Source organism: Bacillus cereus group sp. BfR-BA-01382 (assembly GCF_022663475.1).
GTDB classification, from domain to species: domain Bacteria; phylum Bacillota; class Bacilli; order Bacillales; family Bacillaceae_G; genus Bacillus_A; species Bacillus_A thuringiensis_S.
In genome coordinates this window covers 18170-40908 of the sequence record NZ_JAKUFQ010000036.1, presented here as the reverse complement: position 1 = coordinate 40908, position 22739 = coordinate 18170, and the positions used below count along the sequence as shown (strand labels likewise).

The following is a 22739-nucleotide window of genomic DNA, read 5'->3' as shown; positions in this document are numbered from 1 at the left end:
TATGAGTTTTTGATATACTGTTTATAAATACATATGAGGTTATTCGGGAGGTCCAAAACAATGACAGAGGAAAATAAGTCCTTTTATATTACTACCCCAATTTATTATCCAAGTGGAAAATTACACATTGGACATGCTTATACGACAGTAGCAGGAGATGCAATGGCACGATATAAGCGTATGCAAGGATACAATGTTCATTATTTAACAGGAACTGATGAGCATGGACAGAAAATCCAAAAAAAAGCAGAAGAATTAAATATTACACCACAAGCATATGTGGATAATATTGTTGCAGGAATTAAAGAACTTTGGGAGAAGATGGATATCTCTTATGATGATTTTATTCGTACAACTGAAGATCGTCATAAAGATGTTGTTGAAAAAATCTTTAAGCAACTAGTAGATCAAGGTGATATTTATCTTGATGAATATGAAGGTTGGTATTCTGTACAAGATGAGACATTCTATACGGAGCATCAATTAGTAGATCCAATTATGGAAGGTGACAAAGTAGTTGGAGGAAAAAGTCCAGATAGTGGTCATGATGTAGAACTTGTTCGTGAAGAATCATATTTCTTTAGAATGGGTAAATATGTCGACAGACTATTAAAATTCTATGAAGATAATCCACATTTCATTCAGCCAGAGTCTCGTAAGAATGAAATGATTAATAACTTCATTAAACCAGGCTTAGAAGATTTAGCAGTTTCTCGTACTTCATTTGACTGGGGAGTTCGTGTTCCAGGTAATCCGAAACACGTTATTTACGTATGGGTTGACGCATTATCTAACTACATTACAGCATTAGGTTATGGAACAGAAAATGAAGAGATGTATAAGAAATTCTGGCCGGCAGATGTGCATTTAGTTGGAAAAGAAATCGTTCGTTTCCATACAATTTATTGGCCAATCATTTTAATGGCATTAGATTTACCTCTTCCGAAAAAAGTCTTTGCTCATGGCTGGATTTTAATGAAGGATGGAAAGATGAGTAAGTCAAAAGGAAACGTAGTAGATCCAGTTACATTGATCGATCGTTACGGATTAGATGCATTACGTTATTACTTACTTCGTGAAGTTCCATTCGGATCTGACGGTGTATTCACACCAGAAGGATTTGTGGAGCGTATTAATTTCGATCTAGCAAATGACTTAGGTAACTTATTAAATCGTACAGTAGCTATGATTGATAAGTACTTTAACGGAGAAATCCCTGCATTTAAAGCGAATGTAACGGAATTTGATGAAACGTTAGTAACGTTTGCAAAAGATACATTGAAAAAAGTAGAAGAGGCAATGGAGAATATGGAGTTCTCTGTAGCGTTAGGATCTATTTGGCAATTGGTTAGTCGTACGAACAAATATATTGATGAAACACAACCATGGGTATTAGCGAAAGATGAGAATGATCGTGAAAAGTTAGCTTCTGTAATGGCTCATTTAGCAGAAGTACTTCGTCAAACAGGTATTATGCTTATGCCATTCTTAACAGTAGCACCAAGCAAGATGTTCGCTCAGCTTGGCCTTACTGATGAGGCTCATAAATCTTGGGAAAGTCTATCTACAATTGGCTGTATTCCAGCTGGAACAAAAGTAGAAAAAGGAAACCCAATTTTCCCTCGCTTAGAAATGGAAGTGGAAGTAGAGTACATTAAGGAACAAATGAAAAGCTCTGCTCCTAAAGTAGAAGAGAAAAAAGAAGAAGAACCGAAGGCGGAAGAAATTACAATTGATGATTTCTTTAAAGTAGAATTACGCGTAGCTGAAGTACTATCTGCTGAACCTGTGAAAAAAGCAGACAAGTTGTTAAAAATTCAACTAGACTTAGGCACAGAAAAGCGTCAAGTTGTTTCTGGAATTGCGAAATTCTATTCGCCAGAGGACCTAAAAGGTAAAAAGGTTATTTGTGTAACAAACTTAAAACCTGTAAAATTACGCGGTGAATTATCGCAAGGTATGATTTTAGCGGGTGAAGAGAATGGCGTATTGTCATTAGCATCAATTGATCAAAATCTACCAAATGGTACAAAAATCAAGTAATTAAGACAAGAAAAGAGATGTTTCACGTGTAACATGTGTGAAGCGTCTTTTTTCTTTTTACACTCTCTATTTTTGCATTAAGATTGTAGTATTGTTATCGTTAAGTTATTAAAGAACTTATTTTTGTAGAATAAACTTGATTTCAATATAAAAGGAGTTATGTATTATGTTGTTTGATACACATTCACATTTGAATGCAGAGCAATTCGAAGAAGATTTGCAAGAAGTTATTGCCCGAATGAAAGAAGCGGGAGTTACTTATACAGTTGTTGTTGGTTTTGATGAAGTAACGATAAAAAAGGCGATGGAATTAGCTGAAGCCTATGATTTTATTTACGCTGCGGTTGGATGGCATCCAGTTGATGCAATTGACATGACAGAAGAACATTTAGCTTGGTTAGAAGAACTTGCTTCTCATCCTAAAGTCGTTGCACTTGGAGAAATGGGTTTAGATTATCACTGGGATAAGTCTCCAAAAGAAATACAGAAAGAAGTATTCCGTAAACAAATTACATTAGCTAAAAAAGTGAAATTGCCGATTATTATACATAACCGCGATGCAACTCAAGATATTGTTGATATTCTAGAAGAAGAGAATGCAGCTGAAGTAGGAGGCATTATGCATTGCTTTAGCGGCAGCGTAGAAGTAGCAGAGCGATGTGTTGATATGAACTTTTTAATTTCGTTAGGCGGACCAGTTACATTTAAAAATGCTAAGAAGCCGAAAGAGGTTGCTACGGAGATTCCATTAGAGAAATTGTTAATAGAGACGGATTGTCCGTATCTAACGCCGCATCCATTTCGAGGGAAACGAAATGAACCGAGTTATGTAAAACTCGTAGCAGAAGAAATTGCGAATTTAAAAGGAATTTCTTATGAGGAAGTAGCAGAAATGACAACCAAAAATGCAAAATTTTTATTTGATGTTGAATAAAAAAGAATGGGGAAACCTGTTCTTTTTTATTTTGAAAAAACACTAGTAGAAGTGATGAAGAAAATAAATGTGAATGATGAAGTGTTACAATAAGGACAGAGAACAAAGATTTTTCTATTCTATTTTTTAAAATATAAGAATGGGGAAAATAATAATGGAAAAGTCGTCATTTTTTTGTTTTACTAAGTAGAGACGAAACGAGTGTGGAGGCAAGCATGAAAATAAAAGAGATTATCGTTGTAGAAGGTAAAGATGATACAGTTGCGATTAAGCGTGCTGTTGATGCGGATACAATTGAAACGAACGGTTCAGCAATCGGTGATCATGTTATTGAGCAAGTTAAATTAGCGCAACAAAAAAGGGGCGTTATTATTTTCACAGATCCGGATTATCCTGGAGAGCGTATTCGAAAAATTATTTCTGACAAGGTTCCCGGCTGTAAGCATGCCTTTTTACCGAAGGAAGAAGCGCTTGCTAAAAGGAAAAAGGGAGTTGGGATCGAACATGCTTCTAATGAGTCGATCCGCCGTGCTCTAGAGAATATACATGAAGAAATGGAAGTTTATACAAGTGAAATTAGTTGGAGTGATTTAGTCGATGCAGGCTTAGTGGGCGGAGAAATGGCAAAGAGCCGCAGAGAAAGAATGGGTAAGCTATTAAAGATTGGTTATACAAATGCAAAACAGTTACATAAACGATTACAGATGTTTCAAGTTTCAAAGGAATCATTTGGAGAAGCTTATAAGCAAGTAATACAGGAGGAAAAAAAATGAAGGATATCGCAACGCCAAATCGTACAAAAGACATTGTTGAAAAGTATGGATTTTCATTCAAAAAAAGTTTAGGACAAAACTTTTTAATTGATACAAATGTATTAAATCGTATTGTCGATCATGCTGAAATTGGTTCAGAAAGTGGTGCAATTGAAATTGGACCAGGTATCGGTGCATTAACAGAGCAATTAGCGAAGCGTGCTAAAAAAGTAGTGGCTTTTGAAATTGATCAAAGACTATTACCAATTTTAGATGAGACGTTAGCACCATATGGTAACGTTACAGTTATTAATAAAGACGTACTAAAAGCGGATGTACATGAAGTATTTAATGAGCAATTTGAAGAAGGGCAAGATGTAATGGTAGTAGCTAACTTGCCATACTATATTACAACGCCAATTTTATTTAAATTGCTTGAAGAAAAGTTACCAGTTCGTGGATTTGTTGTTATGATGCAAAAAGAAGTTGGAGATCGTTTAGCTGCTAAACCTGGAACGAAAGAGTATGGTTCTTTATCGATTGCCATTCAGTATTATACAGAAGTTGAAACAGTTATGACTGTACCGCGTACAGTGTTTGTACCACAGCCAAATGTTGATTCTGCAATTATTCGCCTTCTAAAGCGTCCGAAACCGGTTGTAGAGGTGACAGATGAAACATTCTTCTTTGAAGTAGTACGAGCAAGTTTCGCACAGCGCCGTAAAACTTTAATGAATAATTTATCAAATAATTTAAATGGTTTCCCGAAAGATAAGGAATTATTGGATCGAATTTTAACAGAAGTAGGAATTGATCCAAAGCGAAGAGGCGAAACGCTATCTATTGAAGAGTTTGCAACATTAAGTAATGCATTGGTTCTTCATAAATTATCATAAGAATATGAAAGGGACAGTTCAACTTGAACTGTCCCTTTTGTCACCTTTCTCCCTCTAAATTCATATTTTAAAAACAGGTAAGATGGCCTAATGAGTTTGGAGGTAGGAGAATGGCTTTACATGTTGGAGAATTAGTGGAACGATATTCTCATAAGAGGGATATTCTTTTTCGTATTATAGAAATAAAAGGCGAGATAGCTATATTGTTTGGAGAGGAAATTAGACTGGTGGCGGATGCGCCACTTGAAGATTTAATTAGTATAGATCAACGAGAACATAAAAAAAGGGTGAAGCGTGAGAAAGAAACAATGGAGCGCACGTATCGTTTGTTTCAACAAGATTATGTGTTAATGAAACAAAGGCATGAACATACTTCAACTGGTGGATACACAAGTGAGGTGAATTATTTTCAAATGCCGGGACGTGTATTGCATATAGATGGAGACCCTTTATATTTGCGCAAGTGCTTAGACTTATATAACAAAATTGGCGTTCCTGTACAAGGTATTCATTGTAAAGAAACGGAGATGCATGAAAAAGTAGTAGACTTAATAGATCACTTTCGCCCAGACATTCTCGTTATTACGGGGCATGATGCATATACAAAATCGAAAGGAGTGAAGGGAGATTTAGCGGCATATAGGCATTCAAGGCATTTTGTACAGGCTGTTCGAGAAGTGCGAAAAAAATATCCATCATTGGATCAACTTGTTATTTTTGCTGGGGCATGTCAATCGCACTTTGAGGCACTAATTCGTGCAGGGGCCAATTTCGCTAGTTCACCATCTAGAATTAATATTCATGCACTAGATCCCGTATATGTAGTTGGTAAAATTAGTTTTACTTCATTTATGGAGAGAGTCAATGTATGGGATGTCGTACGTAATACAATTACTGGTGAAAAGGGACTAGGTGGAATTGAAACGAGAGGGATTTTACGAACGGGATTACCTTTTCAACATTACGAAGAGTAAGCAGGGTACATATGTATCTTGCTTTTTTGTATGGAAGGATTTAAATGAATTTGGATAAAAAGAGGCAAGAACGTACAGACTACGTAATGATACTTTTACAATATAGTATTTCTTCTATCTATTCAAACGCAAGATGATATTAGCTGTGAATCGCGGTTAATAATTAGGATAGATATATAGTGCTTTAAGTGTTCAATCTAAATTACAGCGAGGTGTAGCGAAGTATATGTCAAAACGTTTAGATGAAATTAAAAGCGAATTAGATCACCATCTTGGACAGCGACTTATGTTAAAAGCAAATAGTGGAAGAAGAAAAACTGTGGAGCAATCAGGTGTACTAGCAGAAACATACCGTTCTGTTTTTGTTGTACAATTGGATCAACAAGAAGATGCGTTGCAACGTGTATCTTATAGTTATGCAGATGTTTTAACAGAGACAGTAGAGTTAACATTTTATGGAGACCCTCATAATGAGGTCATTTTATAATCCATATATCATTACATATATTCCCATAAATGAAAAGCTATATTATTTTGCATACTAACTATACCGTAGCAAAATAAGGAGGGACTCTGCATTGAGTAGACGAAGAGGTGTCATGTCAAACCAATTTAAAGAAGAGCTAGCAAAAGAGCTTGGCTTTTATGATGTTGTTCAGAAAGAAGGATGGGGCGGAATTCGTGCGAAAGATGCTGGTAACATGGTGAAACGTGCTATAGAAATTGCAGAACAGCAATTAATGAAACGAAACCAGTAGTTGTAAGATACTTTCTATGCTACGGTAGCCGAGGAGACATTCCTCGGCTTTTTGTACTCTAAAAGGTGCCATCATTTTACATAAGTAGTTTCATTCTGAATGCTTTTCGTTATAATTAGGGAAGTGTCATCGTCTTACTATAAATTTATGGTAAAATAAACGATAAAAGATTGAGTACATAGAGTGGGTGAATAGATTGAAGCTACTAGTGAAAGCACCAGCAAAGATTAATCTGTCGTTAGATGTACTGGGAAAAAGACAAGACGGATATCATGAAGTGAAAATGATTATGACAACCATTGATTTAGCAGATCGTCTAGAACTAACGGAATTAGCAGAAGACCGTATTGAAATTTTATCCCATAATCGGTATGTCCCAGACGACCAACGAAATTTAGCTTATCAGGCAGCGAAATTATTAAAAGAGAAGTTTAATGTAAAAAAAGGTGTATCTATTACTATTGAAAAAACGATTCCAGTAGCAGCTGGATTAGCAGGTGGAAGTAGTGATGCAGCAGCGACATTACGTGGTCTTAATAAATTATGGAATTTAGGGCTTACAATTGATGAGTTAGCAGAGCTTGGCGCAGAAATTGGATCAGATGTATCGTTCTGTGTATACGGCGGCACAGCAATTGCCACTGGAAGAGGAGAGAAAATTGAGCATATAAAGACTCCGCCTTCTTGTTGGGTTATTTTAGCGAAACCACATATAGGTGTATCTACTGCTGATGTGTATGGAAATTTAAAGTTAAATCGAGTTACACATCCAAATGTAGATAAAATGGTTGATGTCATAAATTCTGGAGATTATAAAGGGATTTGTGATACTGTTGGTAACGTTTTAGAAGATGTAACATTTGGAATGCATCCTGAAGTTGCACGTATTAAATCACAGATGAAGCGATTCGGAGCGGATGCTGTATTGATGAGTGGAAGTGGTCCAACTGTATTTGGACTTGTACACCATGATTCTCGAATGCATCGCATTTATAACGGGTTAAAAGGATTTTGTGAACAGGTCTATGCGGTACGTTTATTAGGAGAGCGAGAAACGCTTGAATAAAGACGTATAATACGTTATGATTTGTTTAGAATATTCGTGATTTGAGGTGAGAGTATGAAAATTAGAAGAAGTACAAGATTAGTCGATATGACTTATTACTTGCTACAAAACCCTCGTCAGCTAGTATCTCTCACTTTTTTTGCTGAAAGGTATCAATCGGCTAAGTCTTCCATTAGTGAAGATTTAGTTATTATTAAGCAAACGTTTGAACAACAAGGGGTCGGCACATTGCAAACGATACCAGGAGCAGCAGGAGGAGTGAAATATATACCGTATATAAGTGAAGAAGAGGCAGATCTAATTATTGATGAGCTTTGTGGCTTATTTGAAAATCCAGATCGTATTTTGCCTGGCGGTTACTTATACATGACAGATTTATTGAGTAATCCTCGCCATATTAATGGCGCAGGTCGTTTGTTTGCTTCTGTTTTTGCTAGGCAATCAATTGATGCGGTTATGACGGTGGCAACGAAAGGGATTCCACTTGCTTATGCAGTGGCAAATTACTTAGATGTACCAGTTGTAATTGCAAGGAAAGATAATAAGGTAACAGAAGGTCCGACTGTTAGTATTAACTATGTGTCGGGTTCTTCTAAACGAATTCAAACAATGACATTAGCAAAACGCAGCCTTCCAGAAGGATCGAATGTTTTAATTATTGATGACTTCATGAAAGCTGGTGGAACGATTCAAGGTATGATGAGTATGTTAGAAGAGTTCAAGGCTAATGTTGTTGGTATTGGTGTATTAGTAGAATCCACAGATATTGAAGAACGACTAATTAATAATTTTGTATCATTAATTCGTCTATCGGAAGTTGATGTGAAAGAAAAAACGATTCAAGTGGAAAAAGGGAATTATTCTCTTGCACCATTTGATGAAGGGCTTGTAGAGGCTGAATAAAAGGTAGAGCAGATAGCTCTATCTTTTTTTATTTTATTTATAGATTATAAAATAGATGGACAAACTGCCTTTCGTACACTATTTTTAAAGAGTAAAATAAATAATAAAAGGGTGAAAAGTATGAAAGTTGTTCAAACAAGCAAGGCACCACAAGCGATTGGACCTTACTCACAAGGGATTATTGTAAATAATATGTTTTATAGCTCAGGACAAATTCCATTAACGGAAAATGGGGAGCTTGTAACAGGAGATGTAACAGTACAAACAGAACAAGTATTTCAAAATTTACAAGCGGTATTAGAGGAAGCAGGTGCTTCATTTGATACAGTCGTAAAAACAACAGTATTTTTAAAGGACATGGATGATTTTAATGCAGTGAATGAAGTATATAGCTCTTATTTCTCTACTCATAAACCAGCTCGATCTTGTGTGCAAGTAGCAAAATTACCGAAAGATGTTTCCGTTGAAATTGAAGTAATCGCCCTAGTTAAGTAACCTTTTGTAAGCGATAACCTCCACTAATCTCTATATTCAACTACATTAAAAATTTTTATCTTAAAAATTTTTAAAAAATTAAAGGGAAAATAGAAAATTTGTGGAATTTATACAAATATATCGCTTATTTAGAAAAGGGTGGTGAACACAAGATGGAAGTGACTGACGTAAGATTACGCCGCGTAAACACAGAAGGCCGCATGAGAGCAATTGCCTCTATTACTTTGGACCATGAATTTGTTGTTCATGATATTCGTGTAATTGATGGTAATAATGGATTATTTGTAGCAATGCCAAGTAAACGTACTCCAGATGGAGAGTTCCGTGACATTGCACATCCGATTAATTCTGGTACACGCTCTAAAATTCAAGATGCGGTTTTAACAGAGTATCATCGTTTAGGCGAGTTAGAAGAGGTTGAGTTTGAAGAAGCAGGTGCTTCGTAAAATTCGAATGAAAAGGGCTTTGACGAAAAGCCTTATAATTTTGTAGCAAACTCCTGTAAGCATTTACAGGAGTTTGTTTTTTTTACTTTATATTTGTAAATTTCATAATTCATTAATATAAAAAGAAGAAACTACTAATTTTTTCAAAATCATTTTAAATAGTATAGCTTATTTCTTAAAAAAGATACTAAAGAGTAAAACATCTTATAAGAATTATGGTAAAATTTAATAGTTAAAATGTGTTTCTTGAAATATATGATGATTTAGGATAATATCTTTAATGGATAAATAGGTTGCGATGGAGGGTCTATATGTCAAACAGATTTGCAGTGATTCTAGCTGCAGGTAAAGGCACACGTATGAAGTCTAAGCTATACAAAGTGCTGCATCCTGTATGTGGAAAACCCATGGTACAACACGTAGTCGATCAAGTATCTCAATTAGGATTGCAGAAACTTGTAACGGTTGTTGGACATGGTGCTGAAATGGTACAAGAACAGCTAGGAAACGTAAGTGAGTTTGCATTACAAGCAGAACAACTTGGTACAGCACATGCTGTAGATCAAGCTGCAAGTGTACTTGCAAATGAAGAAGGAACAACTTTAGTTATTTGTGGTGATACGCCGCTAATAACTGCTGAAACGATGGAAGCATTACTTCAGCAACATAAAGAAGCAGGAGCAATGGCGACGGTGCTAACAGCGTACATAGAAGAACCTGCTGGATATGGCCGTATTGTTCGTAATGAGAATGGTCATGTTGAAAAGATTGTTGAGCATAAAGATGCAAATGAGAAAGAATTAGCTATTAAAGAAATCAATACAGGTACGTATTGTTTTGATAATAAGGCTTTATTTGCTTCACTTTCTAAAGTTTCAAATGATAACGTACAAGGTGAATATTACCTTCCAGATGTTATTGAGATTTTAAAAAATGAAGGTCATATCGTATCAGCTTATCAAACAGAGCAGTTCGATGAAACGTTAGGTGTTAACGACAGAGTCGCTCTATCGCAAGCGGAAATTATTATGAAAAACCGTATCAACCGAAAGAACATGGTAAATGGTGTTACAATTATTGATCCAAGTAACACTTATATTTCTGCTGATGCAATTATCGGTAGTGATACAGTTCTTCATCCAGGAACAATTATTGAGGGGAACACTGTAATTGGTTCTGATTGTGAAATTGGACCGCATACAGTAATTCGTGATAGTGAAATTGGAGATCGTACGACAATTCGTCAATCTACTGTACATGATAGTAAACTTGGTACAGAAGTATCGGTTGGTCCATTTGCACATATTCGCCCAGATTCAGTTATTGGAGACGAAGTACGCGTTGGAAACTTCGTGGAAATCAAAAAAACTGTCTTTGGTAATAGAAGTAAAGCTTCACACTTGAGTTATATCGGGGATGCACAAGTTGGAGAAGACGTGAATCTTGGTTGTGGTTCAATTACGGTGAACTATGACGGTAAGAATAAATTCAAAACTGTGATTGGTAATGGGGTATTTATTGGATGTAATTCAAACCTTGTTGCTCCAGTAACAGTTGAAGATGGTGCTTATGTGGCAGCAGGCTCTACAATTACAGAGAATGTTCCATCAAAAGCATTATCGGTAGCACGTGCACGTCAAGTTAACAAAGAAGACTATGTTGATCAATTGCTGAATAAGAAAAAATCATAATGTGGAGGGTTAATCTAGATGTCGACTCAATATCTAAATTCTAATTTGAAAGTATTCTCTTTAAACTCTAATAAGGAACTTGCTGAGCAGATTGCAAAGCATATTGGAGTAGGACTAGGAAAATGTTCTGTTGATCGTTTTAGTGATGGAGAAGTTCAAATTAACATTGAAGAAAGTATCCGTGGTTGCGATGTATTCATTATTCAATCTACAAGCTTCCCAGTAAACGAACATATCATGGAATTACTTATTATGATCGATGCATTAAAACGTGCATCTGCGAAAACAATTAATATTGTTATTCCTTATTATGGTTATGCGCGTCAAGACCGTAAAGCGCGTTCTCGTGAACCAATTACATCGAAACTTGTAGCAAACTTGCTTGAAACAGCAGGTGCAACTCGTGTAATCACTCTAGATTTACATGCTCCACAAATTCAAGGGTTCTTTGATATCCCAATCGACCACTTAATGGGTGTACCGATTCTTTCTGATTACTTTGAAACAAAAGGTCTTAAAGATATCGTAATCGTGTCTCCTGATCATGGTGGTGTAACTCGTGCAAGAAAAATGGCAGATCGTCTAAAAGCGCCAATCGCTATTATTGATAAGCGTCGCCCTCGCCCGAACGTATCAGAGGTAATGAACATTATCGGTAATATTGAAGGCAAAACAGCGATTTTAATTGATGACATCATTGATACAGCTGGTACAATTACATTAGCAGCAAACGCTCTTGTTGAGAACGGTGCTTCTGAAGTATATGCTTGCTGTACACACCCAGTATTATCTGGTCCAGCAATTGAACGTATTCAAAATTCAAATATTAAAGAGTTAGTTGTAACGAACTCTATCGTATTACCGGAAGAGAAGAAAATCGACAAAGTACATGAACTTTCAGTTGCTCCATTAATCGGAGAAGCAATCATTCGTGTATACGAAGAAGAATCTGTGAGTGTATTATTCAATTAATTGGATAGAATGAGACGTAACCAAAATTGGTTACGTCTTTTCGTATCGAAAAAAGAAAGTAGTGGTACAAGAATGAAATTGATAGTAGGACTTGGGAACCCAGGTAGAGAATATGAATTAACAAGGCATAATATTGGATTTATGGCCATTGATGAACTTGCGAAGCGTTGGAACATTTCTTTGAATGAACAAAAATTTAAAGGTGTATTTGGTGCAGGTTTTGTTAATGGAGAAAAGGTAATCTTATTAAAGCCGCTAACATATATGAATTTATCTGGAGAAAGTATTCGTCCACTCATGGATTATTATAAAATTGATGTTGAGGACTTCGTTGTTATGTACGACGATTTAGACATTCCTGTAGGTAAATTGCGTCTTCGCATGAAAGGTAGTGCTGGTGGACATAATGGTGTAAAGTCAATGATTTCACACCTAGGAACACAAGAATTTCAACGTATCCGTATGGGAATTGATCGCCCGAAAAATGGAATGAAGGTAGTCGATTATGTATTAGGACGCTTTACATCTGAAGAGATTCCGGATGTTAACCATTCTATTGAAAAAGCAGCGGATGCATGTGAAGAGTGGCTAAATAAGCCTTTTCTCCAAATCATGAATACTTTCAATAGTTAAAAATGAGATTAGGAATATTTCTTTTTTGTTTTACCCATACTAGTAGTAATTTAATTTTTAGGAGGCTAGTATGGAAGGGTATTATTATTGCAGACACTGCGGAGGTAATGTAGGCTCCATTAACGCAGAAAAAGTATATAGCGACGTTTTATTTCAACTAACAGAGCAAGAAGTAGTAGAGATGATTCATTTTCATGAGAATGGAAATATATATATAAAAACGATTTGTGAATCGTGTCAAGAAACGCTCGCATCTTATCCTGAGTATTATGAATATGAAAAATTTCTGCAATAAAATGTTGTCGCTTTGGCATGTCCAAAGCATTTTTCTGTTTTCCTTTTCCGAAATATTTGCATAAAATAGAATGGCTTGCTCTTTATGTTGAGAGGAGTTTTAAAAATGATAGGTTTATTAGAGCAATTTTATAAAAATAAAGAGATACAATCAGTTATTAATGGATTAGAAGATGGGTTAAAGGAACAACTTATATCAGGGATGGCAACGTCTTCTCGTTCATTATTAATGGCGGCTTTATATAAAAAAACAAAAAAATCACAATTAATCGTGACACATAACTTATACCAAGCGCAAAAAGTACATGAAGATTTAGTGGCGTTACTTGGTGAAAAAGATGTGTGGCTATATCCAGTGAATGAACTTATAGCATCGGAAATTGGGGTTGCAAGTCCAGAATTGAAGGCGCAACGTATAGAAGTGTTAAATCGCTTGGCTGCTGGAGAGAATGGAATCATTGTAGCTCCAGTGGCAGGATTGCGTAGATTTTTACCAATAAAAGAATTGTGGAAGCAAAAGCAAGTTGAAATCAATCTAGGGCAAGAGATTGATTTAGATGCGCTCTTGCATACTTTACATCATATTGGCTATGAACGTAAGTCGATGGTAGAAGCTCCAGGGGAGTTCAGTTTGCGCGGGGGAATATTAGATATTTATCCTTTAACTGAAGAACTACCATTTCGTATTGAATTCTTCGATACAGAAGTCGATTCTATTCGATTATTTGATGTGGATGAACAGCGTTCTCAAGGAAAAAAAGAAAGCGTTAAGTTTGGTCCGGCAACAGAGTTTTTATTTTCACAGGAAGAATTAAAATCAGGAATTCAGCATCTTGAAGAAGGTTTGACTAAGACGATGCAAAAACTTTCTGATGATAAACTAAAGACTACAGTACTTGAGACGGTAAGTCATGAAATTGAGATGTTGAAAAACGGGCAAAGTATAGAACAGATGTTTAAATACTTATCTATTTTCTATAAAGAACCTGCTAGTCTGATAGATTATTTACCAGAAGACGGTGTTGTAATTTTAGATGAGATTTCCCGTATTCAAGAAACAGCATCACATCTGGAAACAGAAGAGGCGGAATGGTATATATCACTTCTTGGTGAAGGAACAATTATTCAAGATTTATCTTTCTCTCACGCATTCGAGGGATTTCTTCATCATAAAAAAAGAAATTTTGTATATTTAACGTTATTCTTGCGTCATATTGCACACACACATCCGCAAAATATTGTGAATGTAACATGTAAAACAATGCAAGATTTCCATGGACAGATGAATTTGTTAAAAACAGAAATTGATAGATGGAATGAAGGGCATTTTACGACTGTTGTACTTGGAACAGATGATGAACGTGTGAAAAAATTACAACATATTTTAAGTGATTATGATATTGAGGCAGATATTGTGGAAGGTACAGATATCTTATTGTCTGGAAGGTTACAAATTGCTGTAGGTGATTTACATGCAGGATTTGAAATGCCGATGCAAAAGCTTGTTGTCATTACTGAAAAGGAGCTTTTTCATAAGAAAGTTAAAAAATCACAACGTAAACAAAAGTTATCGAATGCTGAACGTATTAAAAGTTATTCGGAATTAAAAGTTGGAGATTATGTAGTTCATGTAAATCATGGTATAGGTAAATTTTTAGGTATTGAGACATTAGAGATTAATGGTGTTCATAAAGATTATTTAAATATTAAATATCAAGGTAATGATAAGTTATACGTTCCAATTGAACAAATTGATCAAGTCCAAAAATATGTAGGGTCTGAAGGTAAGGATCCAAAAGTTTACAAATTAGGTGGTAATGATTGGAAGAAGGTTAAAACGAAAGTTGAAAAATCTGTACAAGACATTGCGGATGACCTAATTAAACTATATGCTGAACGCGAAGCTTCAAAAGGCTATGCATATACGCCAGATACAGCAGAACAACAAGAGTTCGAATCATCTTTCCCATATCAAGAGACAGAGGATCAGTTACGTTCTATTGACGAGATTAAAAAAGATATGGAACGCGGACGCCCGATGGATAGGCTCCTTTGTGGTGATGTAGGGTATGGAAAGACTGAAGTGGCTATTCGTGCGGCATTTAAAGCAATTATGGATGAAAAACAAGTTGCAATTTTAGTACCGACAACGATTCTTGCGCAGCAACACTATGAAACAATTCGAGAGCGTTTTCAAGATTATCCAATTAATATAGGATTATTAAGTAGATTCCGTACGAGAAAACAACAAAATGAAACGATTAAGGGTTTAAAGGATGGCACAATAGATATTGTAATCGGAACACATCGTATTTTATCTAAAGATGTTACTTATAAAGATTTAGGGCTTCTTATTATTGATGAAGAACAAAGATTTGGTGTGACGCATAAAGAGAAAATTAAACAATTGAAGGCGAATGTTGACGTATTAACATTAACGGCAACTCCGATTCCACGGACGCTTCATATGTCTATGCTTGGTGTGCGCGACTTATCTGTTATTGAGACACCGCCAGAAAATCGTTTCCCAGTCCAAACGTATGTAGTAGAGTATAATCCAGCATTAATGCGAGAGGCGATAGAGCGAGAGCTTGCAAGAGGCGGTCAAATTTACTTCCTATATAACCGTGTAGAGGATATTGAAAGAAAAGCAGATGAAATTTCGATGTTAGTTCCAGATGCCCGTGTAACATACGCACATGGGAAAATGAACGAAAGTGAATTAGAGTCTGTTATGCTATCATTTTTAGAAGGACAGCATGATGTTCTTGTAAGTACAACAATTATTGAGACGGGTGTAGATATTCCGAATGTAAATACGTTAATTGTATTTGATGCAGATCGTATGGGATTATCACAGTTGTATCAGCTTCGTGGGCGTGTTGGACGTTCTAATCGTGTTGCATATGCATACTTTGCCTATAAACGTGACAAAGTGCTGTCAGAGGTTGCAGAGAAGCGTCTGCAAGCAATTAAAGAGTTCACGGAACTTGGATCTGGTTTCAAAATTGCGATGAGAGATTTATCTATTCGTGGAGCAGGTAATTTGTTAGGGGCAGAGCAGCATGGATTTATTGATTCTGTCGGATTTGATCTATATTCTCAAATGTTAAAAGATGCAATTGAACAGCGTAGAGGAACAGATGGGGCTGAAAATACAGTTAATGTTGAAATTGACTTAGAGGTAGATGCATACTTACCAGATGCTTATATTTCAGATAGTAAGCAAAAAATTATGATGTATAAACAATTTAGAGGTGTTTCTGCAATTGAGGATATTGAAGAATTGCAGGAAGAAATGATCGATAGATTCGGTGATTATCCACAAGAAGTCGGTTATTTATTACAAATTGCAAATATTAAAGTGTTGGCAATGAAAGAACAAATTGAGTTAATTAAACAGAATAAATTTGAAGTAACATTCCTGTTTTCTGAAAAAGCAAGTCAAAATATTGATGGTGGAAAATTATTCATGCTTGGAAATAGTTTTGGACGTATGATCGGTTTAGGAATGGAAGGATCACAATTGAAAATTGTTATGAAAACAAATGGTTTAGAGACATCGAAGTGGTTAACAATTGCTGAAAATTTATTAAAAGGCTTACCAGATGTAAAAAAAGAAGTAATAAATGCCTAAAATAAGATAAAAAAATACAATTCGACGTGCATAGAAGAACTAATGTGTAAAATACTATGTCTAACAGTTGGTGATTTTTACATGAACAGGTAAATTCACCACTTTGATCATCAGTAGAAAGTGAGGCAGCATTAGAATGAAAGCAACTGGAATCGTACGTCGAATTGATGATTTAGGCAGGGTAGTAATCCCGAAGGAAATTCGTAGAACTTTACGTATTCGAGAAGGAGACCCACTAGAAATATTTGTTGATCGCGATGGAGAGGTAATTTTAAAGAAGTATTCTCCAATTAGTGAACTAGGTGATTTTGCAAAAGAATATGCTGAGGCTTTATATGACAGCTTAGGACATAATGTGCTTGTCTGTGATCGAGATTCTATCATCGCAGTATCAGGCGTATCGAAAAAAGAATACTTAAATAAAAGTGTTGGCGATTTAATCGAAAAAACGATGGAAGAACGAAAGTCTGTTATTATGACGGACGAAAGTGATATTTCCATTATCGATGGTGTAACAGAAAAGGTTCATTCTTATACAGTTGGACCGATTGTTGCAAACGGAGACCCGATTGGAGCTGTCATTATTTTTTCGAAAGAAGCTATTATAAGCGAAATCGAGCATAAAGCGGTTAATACTGCTGCCAGTTTCTTAGCGAAACAAATGGAACAGTAAGGGTGTATAATTTTAGAAGTAGCAATTTTTCCTAATTATGATCTTTCTTTTTGAGAAATCAATTATTTGGAGATATATGTATATTGAATGAAGGTAGCGCTTTGCTACCTTTTTTCGTTGAGTATTTTTAACGGTGCAGGAACCTATTATTACCCGTGGTGGTAAGGCAGCTTGTTCATTTCTTTATGATATAATACGAGAGGTGAGAATAGAAAAAGGAGTTTTCTTGTATGGAAGCGAAGAAGTATCAAGCCTTTTGGCGTGGGGCTATTATATTAACGATTGCAAGTTTTGTTACAAAAGTATTAAGCGCTTTTTACCGTATTCCATATCAAAATATAGCGGGTGATATTGGTTTTTATATTTATCAACAAATTTACCCGTTTTATGGATTTTGTTTAATTTTAGCTACTTATGGGTTTCCTATTATCATTTCGAAAATGGTTGCAGAACGACTAGAGCGGGGAAAACAAAAAGAAGCAGAAGAAATTATTTGTGTATCTTTTTGGTTTTTATTGGGAATTGGTTTTATAGGCTTCTTTACATTGTTTTTTGGGGCCAAAACAATTGCGATAGCTATGGGCGATATATACTTAGATAAGTTACTACGTGTTATTTCATTTTCATTCTTATTGATGCCGTTTTTGTCTGTAGCAAGAGGGTATTTTCAAGGCTTCAATAATATGATGCCAACAGCTGTTTCGCAAGTAATAGAACAAACAATTCGAGTTTCTATTATTGTATTTTTATCGCTATTCCTAATTGCTCACGGATTTGATTTATATACAGTTGGTGCAGGGGCTATGTTAGGCTCAATTGCGGGTGGACTTATTGGGATTATTGTACTTATGTTGTATATGCGTCGAGATTTTCGTTCTATATTTTTCAAAAGTGTAGCGAGAATTAAGGGCAAAAGGAGGATAATTAAAATCCTTTTTTGGCAGGGGTTAGCGATTTGTGTTAGTAATTTAGTGCTTATTTTTATACAGATGGCAGATTCAATATCCTTGTACACCTTACTTATTGGTGCGGGAGAACAGATTGAAAGTGCAAAGGTATTAAAGGGTGTTTATGATAGAAGTATTCCGCTAATGCAATTAGGTACTGTTGTGACGACTTCTTTCTCGTTGTCACTTATTCCAATTATTACAGCGGCGAAGGAAAGAGGAGATCTTTCCTTTATTCAAGAAAAGGTAAAGTTAGCAATGAAAATAACACTTGTTATTGGACTTGCAGCAGCTATTGGACTAACTTGTATTATTCAACCTACGAATATTATGTTGTTTGAAAATAGTGATGGATCAGATGTTTTATCTATTTTATCTTTATCTATTTTATTTAGCTCGTTGTCAATTACGACGGCTTCTATTTTACAAGGGTTGGGACAAACATTTAAGCCAGCATTATTTGTTGTATTTGGAGGTTGCTTAAAGTTAGCGTTAAATTATATATTTATGCCTTATTTTGGTGTGAAAGGGGCAGCCTTTGCGACTTTGTGTGCGTTAATTATAATTTCTGGGCTAAATAGTTTGTTGCTTATGAGAGCTGTATCAGGATCGCTTATCAATAAGCGAAATATGTTAGGTGTAGTGATTAGTGGTATCTGTATGGGATTTGTATTAATGATGTTCACACGTGTGTTGCAGGTGTCTGGATTAGTAATTGATACGGAACATAGAGGAATCGCGACGCTTGAAGCGTTGCTAGGTGTAGTTGTCGGCGGATTGACATATATGTTTTTAATTTTGAAATTACGTGTATTTACAAAAAAAGAATTAGGAACCGTTATGAAACAAGAGAAAAAAGAAGGTTCATTGAAGAAGAGTGGATAGAGGTGACAGATTGTGAGTGGAATCATTACTATTTTAGGTTTAGGTGCTGGTGAATTAGATCAGCTAACGATGGGTGTATATCGAAAGATAAAAGAAGCAGATCATCTGTTTGTTAGGACGAAGGAACATCCAGTTATAGAAGAATTGGAGAAAGAAGGCGTACAATATACGGCTTTTGATGATGTATATGAAGCGCATGATACGTTTGAAATTGTATATGAAACAATTGCGAATAAATTGCTAGAACAAGCTGAAGGTACAGAAATTATCTATGCTGTTCCAGGGCATCCGCTTGTAGCAGAAAGAACAGTTCAGCTACTGTTGGAAAAAGGTGAAGATTCAAATGTTGAATTGCGAATTGAGGGTGGACAAAGTTTCCTTGATCCTATGTTTGCAAGCCTAAAGATTGATCCAATTGAAGGATTTCAATTACTTGACGCTACATCATTTAAAAGAGGACAATTAGAATTACGTCAACATCTAATCTTTTGCCAAGTATATGATGCATTCGTTGCATCTGATGTGAAATTAACATTAATGGAGATGTTGCCGGATGATTATGAAGTGTATATCGTAACAGCTGCAGGAACTTCATTTGAACAAGTAAAGAAGGTACCGTTGTATATGTTAGATCATGAAACGGAATTGAATAATTTAACGAGTGTGTATGTGCCGCCAGTTCAGGAGCGTGCATCCTTGTATCAACAGTTCGATGTACTTAGAGAAATTATTGCAGAACTTCGAGGCCCAAATGGTTGTCCGTGGGATAAAAAGCAAACACATCAATCATTAAAGAAATATTTAATTGAGGAAGCTTATGAAGTATTGGAAGCAATTGATGAAGAGGATGATGATCACTTAGTAGAAGAATTAGGTGATATATTATTACAAGTTATGCTTCATGCTCAAATTGGAGAAGATGAAGGTTGGTTTTCTATAGATGATATCATTCGAACTCTATCTGAGAAAATGGTTCGTCGCCATCCACATGTATTTGGAAATACGGATGTAAACAATGCTGATGAAGTGATTGCCAATTGGGAAGAAATTAAAAAACAAGAAAAAGGATTCGTGAAAGAATCTGTTTTAAATGGCGTTCCAAAAAGTTTGCCGCAGTTACTACGCGCCTATGAAATTCAGAAGAAAGCCGGTAAGGTTGGATTTGATTGGGTTGATGTGCAGCCTATGATAGAGAAAGCTTTGGAAGAATGGCAAGAGTTCCAACAAGAAGTTACAAACATGGATGAGGAAAAGATGCTAGGTGAGTTTGGTGATTTACTATTTGCATTTGTTAATATAGCTCGTCATTATAAAATAGATCCAGAAGAGGCGTTACGTTCAACTAATGAGAAATTTACTGGTCGTTTTTTATACATGGAGGCAAAAGTAGCTGAAATGAATAAAGAGATGGAAGATTTATCATTAGAACAGTTAGATGTTTTATGGGAAGAAGCGAAACAAACAGAGCGTTAATAGGGGGATTTGAGATGCGTCTAGATAAGTTTTTAAAAGTGTCACGTTTAATTAAAAGAAGAACATTAGCGAAAGAAGTAGCTGATCAAGGAAGAATATCTATTAATGGTCAAGTGGCAAAAGCAAGTTCGGATGTGAAAGTAGCTGATGAATTAACAATTCGTTTTGGTCAAAAAATAGTGACTGTAAAAATAAATGAATTGAAAGAAACAACTAAAAAAGAAGATGCAGCAAATATGTATAGCTTAGTTCGCGAAGAAAAAGTAAAAGCGGAAGAAGGCTTGTTCTAAAATCATTTATCCCCTCATACATTACTATTAGCTAGTAAAAACCTATGGGGGGATTTACGTGAATAATGGTTACTCACCTACGTCTTCTAATCAACAAAATGTTTCTGTGGAGCATGATATTATTATGCGTGGAAGGCGTGTAATTGATATTACTGGTGTGAAGCAGGTAGAGAGTTTTGATAGCGAAGAGTTTTTACTCGAAACCGTAATGGGTTTTTTAACGATTCGTGGTCAAAATTTACAAATGAAAAATTTAGATGTAGAAAAAGGTATTGTGTCGATTAAAGGGAAAGTTCATGAGATGCTGTATATTGATGAAAATCAAGGAGAAAAAACTAAAGGTTTCTTTAGTAAGTTGTTTAAATGAGCTTAACAATTCAGTTGTATACAATGCTTTCAATGATTGGAATGGGTGCTTGGATTGGAGCATCTTTAGATACATATCAACGTTTTTTAAAGCGTCAAGAACGTAAACGTTGGCTTGTATTTATACATGATATACTATTTTGGATTGTCCAAGCATTATTTGTCTTTTATGTATTGCTTCTCGTAAATGAAGCTGAGTTACGTATATATGTGTTTTTGGCATTATTATGTGGTTTTGCGGCATATCAAAGCTTACTGAAAGCACTATACATGAAGCTGTTAAATTTTCTCATCTATATTTTTATGCAAACAACATATTTTTTTGTTCGAATTATACAGCTACTCATGATAAAACCTGTTATTATTATAGCGCAGCTATTTATTGCATTTATATTATTCTTATTTCGTATACTGCTTTCAATTGGACATGTGTTATGGAAAATGGTGATTTGGATATTACTTTTCATATGGAAAGTTTTTTTCTGGCCTGTTCGATTTATTGCTTCGCTCATATGGAAACTTCTCCCTAATCGTGTTAAACTTTTTATAGTGAAACATATAGGGTTCCTGCAATATATAGCAAAATTGAAGGGACATATCTTCCAAATATGGGAGCGTATAAAAAAGAAGTTAGGGGGACCTCGGAAATGAGGGAACTGAGACAAAGAACAATCGAAAAACAGAGTCCAAATCCTGTTAAAGAGCATATAATACAAACGGATGAGAACAGGAAGCGACTTTATCGCCGTTTAGCGGTTTTTCTTGTCTTTACTTTTACAATTATTGCGAGTATTAGTGTAACGTTTTATCAACAAAACAGTTCCATTAAAGCAAAAGAAGCAAAAGTTAAGGACATGAAAAAAGAACTGGATTCATTAACGAATAAAGAAAAAAGTCTAAAAGACGAAGTTCAAAAGTTAAATGATGAAGAGTACGTATTAAAGATTGCTAGAAGGGATTATTTCTTCTCTGGTAAAGGGGAGATAATTTTTCCTGTTTCGAAGTAGAGTATGTCTTATTGACACTATATTTTAGGATTATATATAATAAAGTAAAATTTGACTTTTTAACCACTAAGGAGGAGCATTTTTTTTATGTCAATCGAGGTAGGCAGCAAGTTACAGGGTAAAGTAACAGGTATTACAAATTTTGGGGCTTTTGTGGAGCTGCCAGAAGGCTTAACTGGTCTTGTTCATATTAGTGAAGTTGCTGATAACTATGTAAAAGATATTAACGATCACTTAAAAGTGGGCGACCAAGTAGAAGTAAAAGTTATTAATGTTGAAAAAGATGGAAAGATTGGTTTATCTATCAAAAAAGCGAAAGAACGTGAAAAAACAGAAGGAGATCGTCCACGCGGTGAATACCAACGCGGTGGTGATCAACAACGTTCTGGACGTCCACAACGTAATAATCGCTCTTTCAACAGAGATAATCGCGGTGGCGGTAACGACCGAGCTCCAAAAGAAACATTTGAGCAAAAGATGGCACGCTTCTTAAAGGATAGCGAAGATCGTTTAACTTCTTTAAAGCGTAACACAGAGTCTAAACGTGGTGGCCGTGGCGCACGTCGCGGATAATAAGACCGTTTAGTTTTTAACATATAGAGAG

General features: G+C 35.5%; 24 protein-coding genes. All 24 read left to right on the top strand.

From position 1 onward, the window contains the following. The first annotated feature begins 60 nt into the window (after positions 1-60). A complete protein-coding gene (metG, locus tag MR160_RS16250) occupies positions 61-2043 on the top strand; it encodes a methionine--tRNA ligase (RefSeq protein ID WP_000134138.1) in 1983 nt (660 codons plus the stop codon). 166 nt (positions 2044-2209) lie between these two features. Beyond that, positions 2210-2977: a TatD family hydrolase gene (locus MR160_RS16245; RefSeq protein WP_242297717.1), complete on the top strand. Its 768-nt coding sequence runs from the start codon at positions 2210-2212 to the stop codon at positions 2975-2977. A gap of 215 nt (positions 2978-3192) precedes the next feature. Continuing rightward, positions 3193-3750: a ribonuclease M5 gene (gene rnmV / locus MR160_RS16240; RefSeq protein WP_000692842.1), complete on the top strand. Its 558-nt coding sequence runs from the start codon at positions 3193-3195 to the stop codon at positions 3748-3750. Continuing rightward, positions 3747-4625, top strand: a complete 879-nt coding sequence (gene rsmA, locus MR160_RS16235; RefSeq protein WP_000651548.1) for a 16S rRNA (adenine(1518)-N(6)/adenine(1519)-N(6))-dimethyltransferase RsmA — start codon at positions 3747-3749, stop codon at positions 4623-4625. The genes rnmV and rsmA overlap by 4 nt, the downstream gene beginning before the upstream one ends. Positions 4626-4735: 110 nt before the next feature. Then, positions 4736-5599, top strand: coding sequence for a sporulation peptidase YabG (gene yabG, locus MR160_RS16230; protein ID WP_001173734.1), 864 nt, complete (start codon positions 4736-4738; stop codon positions 5597-5599). Positions 5600-5825: 226 nt separating this feature from the next. After that, entirely contained in the window at positions 5826-6086 is a 261-nt protein-coding gene (veg, locus tag MR160_RS16225) for a biofilm formation stimulator Veg (RefSeq protein ID WP_000044347.1), read from the top strand. Positions 6087-6177: 91 nt separating this feature from the next. Continuing rightward, positions 6178-6357, top strand: a complete 180-nt coding sequence (gene sspF, locus MR160_RS16220) for an acid-soluble spore protein SspF (RefSeq protein ID WP_002094215.1) — start codon at positions 6178-6180, stop codon at positions 6355-6357. Positions 6358-6553: 196 nt separating this feature from the next. Further along, on the top strand, positions 6554-7423 hold the full coding sequence (gene ispE, locus MR160_RS16215; protein WP_000772104.1) for a 4-(cytidine 5'-diphospho)-2-C-methyl-D-erythritol kinase: 870 nt from the start codon (positions 6554-6556) through the stop codon (positions 7421-7423). A 54-nt stretch (positions 7424-7477) separates the two neighbouring features. Beyond that, positions 7478-8326 (top strand): pur operon repressor, encoded by an 849-nt coding sequence (gene purR / locus MR160_RS16210; protein WP_000702467.1) that lies wholly within the window; start codon positions 7478-7480, stop codon positions 8324-8326. 120 nt (positions 8327-8446) lie between these two features. Beyond that, positions 8447-8821, top strand: coding sequence for a RidA family protein (locus MR160_RS16205; protein WP_000869823.1), 375 nt, complete (start codon positions 8447-8449; stop codon positions 8819-8821). A 152-nt stretch (positions 8822-8973) separates the two neighbouring features. After that, a complete protein-coding gene (gene spoVG / locus MR160_RS16200; protein ID WP_000454041.1) occupies positions 8974-9267 on the top strand; it encodes a septation regulator SpoVG in 294 nt (97 codons plus the stop codon). A gap of 311 nt (positions 9268-9578) precedes the next feature. Next, positions 9579-10958 (top strand): bifunctional UDP-N-acetylglucosamine diphosphorylase/glucosamine-1-phosphate N-acetyltransferase GlmU, encoded by a 1380-nt coding sequence (gene glmU, locus MR160_RS16195; RefSeq protein WP_000071039.1) that lies wholly within the window; start codon positions 9579-9581, stop codon positions 10956-10958. 18 nt (positions 10959-10976) lie between these two features. Beyond that, positions 10977-11930: a ribose-phosphate diphosphokinase gene (locus MR160_RS16190; protein WP_000107420.1), complete on the top strand. Its 954-nt coding sequence runs from the start codon at positions 10977-10979 to the stop codon at positions 11928-11930. 72 nt (positions 11931-12002) lie between these two features. Beyond that, the gene (pth, locus tag MR160_RS16185; protein WP_014894852.1) at positions 12003-12563 is read left to right on the top strand and encodes an aminoacyl-tRNA hydrolase; all 561 of its coding nucleotides are present in this window, start codon (positions 12003-12005) and stop codon (positions 12561-12563) included. A 70-nt stretch (positions 12564-12633) separates the two neighbouring features. Beyond that, on the top strand, positions 12634-12858 hold the full coding sequence (locus tag MR160_RS16180; RefSeq protein ID WP_000399438.1) for an anti-sigma-F factor Fin family protein: 225 nt from the start codon (positions 12634-12636) through the stop codon (positions 12856-12858). Positions 12859-12963: 105 nt separating this feature from the next. Beyond that, positions 12964-16494 (top strand): transcription-repair coupling factor, encoded by a 3531-nt coding sequence (gene mfd, locus MR160_RS16175; protein WP_097825960.1) that lies wholly within the window; start codon positions 12964-12966, stop codon positions 16492-16494. A 136-nt stretch (positions 16495-16630) separates the two neighbouring features. After that, entirely contained in the window at positions 16631-17167 is a 537-nt protein-coding gene (spoVT, locus tag MR160_RS16170; RefSeq protein ID WP_000648306.1) for a stage V sporulation protein T, read from the top strand. Positions 17168-17397: 230 nt separating this feature from the next. Beyond that, positions 17398-18999: a putative polysaccharide biosynthesis protein gene (locus MR160_RS16165; protein WP_017762708.1), complete on the top strand. Its 1602-nt coding sequence runs from the start codon at positions 17398-17400 to the stop codon at positions 18997-18999. A gap of 12 nt (positions 19000-19011) precedes the next feature. Continuing rightward, positions 19012-20472: a bifunctional methyltransferase/pyrophosphohydrolase YabN gene (yabN, locus tag MR160_RS16160; RefSeq protein ID WP_000014231.1), complete on the top strand. Its 1461-nt coding sequence runs from the start codon at positions 19012-19014 to the stop codon at positions 20470-20472. 14 nt (positions 20473-20486) lie between these two features. Continuing rightward, positions 20487-20762, top strand: a complete 276-nt coding sequence (locus tag MR160_RS16155) for an RNA-binding S4 domain-containing protein (protein ID WP_001234876.1) — start codon at positions 20487-20489, stop codon at positions 20760-20762. 58 nt (positions 20763-20820) lie between these two features. Further along, positions 20821-21129, top strand: a complete 309-nt coding sequence (gene yabP / locus MR160_RS16150; protein ID WP_001059105.1) for a sporulation protein YabP — start codon at positions 20821-20823, stop codon at positions 21127-21129. Beyond that, a complete protein-coding gene (gene yabQ, locus MR160_RS16145; RefSeq protein WP_000059770.1) occupies positions 21126-21779 on the top strand; it encodes a spore cortex biosynthesis protein YabQ in 654 nt (217 codons plus the stop codon). Before yabP ends, yabQ begins: the two co-directional genes overlap by 4 nt. Beyond that, positions 21776-22135 carry a cell division protein DivIC gene (gene divIC, locus MR160_RS16140; RefSeq protein WP_001208739.1) on the top strand — a complete coding sequence of 120 codons (360 nt, stop codon included), beginning with the start codon at positions 21776-21778 and terminating at the stop codon, positions 22133-22135. Before yabQ ends, divIC begins: the two co-directional genes overlap by 4 nt. A gap of 87 nt (positions 22136-22222) precedes the next feature. Next, positions 22223-22708, top strand: coding sequence for a S1 domain-containing RNA-binding protein (locus MR160_RS16135; protein ID WP_000021451.1), 486 nt, complete (start codon positions 22223-22225; stop codon positions 22706-22708). The last annotated feature ends 31 nt before the right edge of the window (positions 22709-22739 follow it).